Raw genomic sequence first — 3,252 nt, forward strand, 5'->3', positions numbered from 1 at the left:
TACCATTGAGAAAAATTTCTGGTTCTGCCATCGCGCCTTCAAAAAGGAGAATGACTTTTTTTTCTGAATCAAAATTTGGAATTGCGAATTCATGACGATACCAACCGACACCGATATAAGGCAAAGCGCCAGTTCGTCCTGTTTTTTCAGTCGCGACTTCTTCGCCATTTTGAACAATCGCGACGGTCTGCTTGTCGATTTCTTTGTCAAACGGTCCTTTGATGGCCCAATCGTGAGGCACGGTTACGTTTTCCCATTTGGAATCATTAAAAGATTCCAAATAGGCATTAGGCAGATCACCTTTATGGAAGCGCCAATTTTTTTCTAAGGAAAATTCGTTTCTGATTTTATCTTGAGTAAATCCTGTCAAGCTACAAGCCATGAATAAAGCAATAAAAAGCAAATGCTTCCTTCTCATTTTCCTTAAAAAACCTTTGATAATCATCATATTATGTTTTATATAATTTTTTTATATTCTTACGACAACATAAAAATTAAGATGTTGCCTCTCAGAGGCTTATTTATTCTGAAAAATATTGAAAGGTTTTGAAACACCATCCAAGGTCAAAACCACCACACCATGTGGCGCTACTTCAAAACTCAACTTTTCTTTTGTGGTCTTTTCAAAATCCTTTTTCGCCCATAAATCCCGATAAGAATAACCTTCTGAAGCATCCAAACCTACTGTATTCAAATCAAAAGAAATGGTTTCTGTTTTATCTGATCTATTCAATAATGTGACCGCTACTCTCCCACTCATGGTCGAAACTAAAGGTTTTGCCCAGACTTCCAAATTACCTTTCTCCGTCAATCGGCGGGCTTGATATACCAACGGATCCTGATTGAGCGCAATAATCTCTTTATTGGTTAAAATAGAAATAGTTTCATCCGTCATATATCTCAAATCGTTACCTGCTAATAATGGCGAATTCATCATGCACCACATGGAAAAATGCGTTTTATCTTCTTCATAACTCATGCCACGTCCTACTTGAAGCATATCCATATCATTCACATGGCCTGGAGAAGCGTATTTCCAGAGATCAGCATTCAAATCGATGATGTGTAAGATGGAACCGAAAGTATTCGTTATATCCCCTGAAATTCGCCAAGAGTCGGCAATCTGAAGGGCCCATGTGCCTGGAAACTCCCATCTGCAGATATTAAACACGGTTTGCGGTTTAATTTCCTTAATGATATTCGCGATTTGCGTGTATCGGGTTTGTTCATCCAATCCCAACCAATCGCCACCGCACCAATCGACTTTAATGAAATCATAGTTCCAATCGTTCAGCATGAGCTTTAAATCTTTTCTGTCGTGGCCCATTAATCCAGAGCCGACCCCAATTGTATCTCTATCCCAACGTGAAGCACAGGTATTGATGCCCGCATCAGAATAAATCCCTGCTTTTAAACCTTTGGAATGGATATATTCCGAAATCACTTTCATCCCGTTTGGAAAGCGCTCCGGATGCACAATCAAATCGCCTTTGCTATCGCGCCCTGCGAAAAAACCGTCATCGATATTGACATAGGCATAACCTGCATCAGCCATTCCGGATGACACCATAAAATCGGCTTGCGCTTTGATCACCTCTTCATTGATATCCACATGAAAATTATTCCAGCTGGACCAGCCCATAATGGGGGTTTGCGGTTTACTGATTTCTTGGATTTTGCTAGCATTTAAGCTCGCATTATATATTCCCTTCTCTTGATTTTTACAAGACGCTAAAAATATAATGGATAAAAACAGTGAGATTCTAATCATTTCATTTTTCTATAAAAAACAATATCGACAATCCATAAAAAACAGAATGTCGATATTGAGATAGTTTAAATTGTTAGTTTTTTTATTTAATGTGAACTTAAGACTGATTGATATATGACAATGAAATTAATCTTATATCCTATGTCCTTTAATCCTATGTCACTTTTAACCATTTATTTTACAATAGGCACCATCCAGTACGAATACGAATAATCTTTGTAATTCAATCGGTATTGCTCTAAAGGCAATGTGCCCCAGCTATTGATGCTTCCTAATCCTTGTTGGAATCCATCAATATTAACAAACACTTCTTTGCGAGGATCAATCTCTCCGGCGTGTTCTTGCTTTCTTTCGTCGCCACTATGCAAATCTTCTTCTTTGAAGTTAAGTGCCGAAACCGAGAATGGTGTTTCACTTAAAAACTTAATTCCAGAGCCGTCTTCTTTAGTCAGCGCAACCCAACGCGTTTCCAATTTATTTCCGTTTTCTTGCGGACGTAGGTATGCGAAATATTGCTCTTCAATGGTTTGTTTGTATAAGCCCACTTTTGCAGCATGTTGTCTGTCAGTATACGCTTCAAAAGGTCCTTTTCCGTAAAACGTCATGTTTTTATAAGTTTCTGGCAACACTAATTTATTTCCGAATTTATAGAAATCGGTGTGCTTTCCTTTTATTGCTTTTAAGTCATTCGTAACTTTTACTGCCCCATTTCCATCTACCAGATAAGTTTCTACAAGATTGGCATCGCCATCAAATAAAATTCTTGTGAATGTAATTTGAACCTCAGTTTTAGAAAGCTGTTTTACCGCCGTGGTCACATTGCCAGTCGTACCAGCATCTTTCCATGCTTTGTATCTAATTTGAGTCCCTGCACCGTAATCATTATCGGTTGGGGCACGCCAGAAATTAACTTCAGGACCATTGGTCAACAAACTTTTGTTTTTGAAGTTATAGTCCGTTAGAGTTCCTGTTTTTTGATTGAACGCTAAATCGAAGTCTTTTCCAATAACCGTAATCACATCGCCTTTAGATTTAAAAACCACTGATTCTGTCGCTTTTTCTGGTGTTTGAACCGTTCCTTTTTGCAATTGGAATTGCTCATAAGCTATTCTGTAACCCGCTTTTAATAAAGGCTCATCTGTTTTTAAAACAGCAGAAACATTTAAGAAATATTCAACACCATTTTTAAATTGCGTTTTAAAAGGGATTTTTACCGCTTGTTTAGCTTGTGGTGCAATATCAAGAGCATCAATAGTTCCTGATTCTACTACTTCGCCATTAGCAATCACTTCCCAATTTAATTTATAGTTTGCCAAATCTCTGAAGAAATACCAGTTCTTGATGTCAATCATTCCTTTAGAAAGATCATTCTCATAAAACTTAATATCCTGTTGGATATGCGCTACTTCTAGAATGTGAGGATTTGGTGTACGGTCTGCTTGCACCAATCCGTTCAATAAAAAGTTGTTATCACTTGGTGT

General features: G+C 37.8%; 3 protein-coding genes. All 3 read right to left on the reverse strand.

Annotation, left to right across the window (positions count from 1 at the left end; all coding sequences use genetic code 11):
• Nucleotides 1-418, reverse strand: a 418-nt coding sequence (locus tag ABIQ28_RS05195) for a sugar-binding domain-containing protein (RefSeq protein ID WP_348035814.1), incomplete at its 3' end; no start/stop codon positions are given.
• Between the two features lie 99 nt (nucleotides 419-517).
• A complete protein-coding gene (locus ABIQ28_RS05200) occupies nucleotides 518-1,771 on the reverse strand; it encodes a glycoside hydrolase family 27 protein (protein ID WP_348035815.1) in 1,254 nt (417 codons plus the stop codon).
• Nucleotides 1,772-1,944: 173 nt separating this feature from the next.
• Nucleotides 1,945-3,252, reverse strand: a 1,308-nt coding sequence (locus ABIQ28_RS05205; RefSeq protein WP_348035817.1) for a beta-galactosidase domain 4-containing protein, incomplete at its 5' end; no start/stop codon positions are given.

Source organism: Gelidibacter sp. (assembly GCF_039916245.1).
In the GTDB taxonomy this organism is placed as follows: domain Bacteria; phylum Bacteroidota; class Bacteroidia; order Flavobacteriales; family Flavobacteriaceae; genus Gelidibacter.

Coding starts and splice junctions, on each gene's coding strand:
- ABIQ28_RS05200 (WP_348035815.1), bottom strand. CDS start 1,771: ATGATTAGAATCTCACTGTTTTTATCCATTATATTTTTAGCGTCTTGT.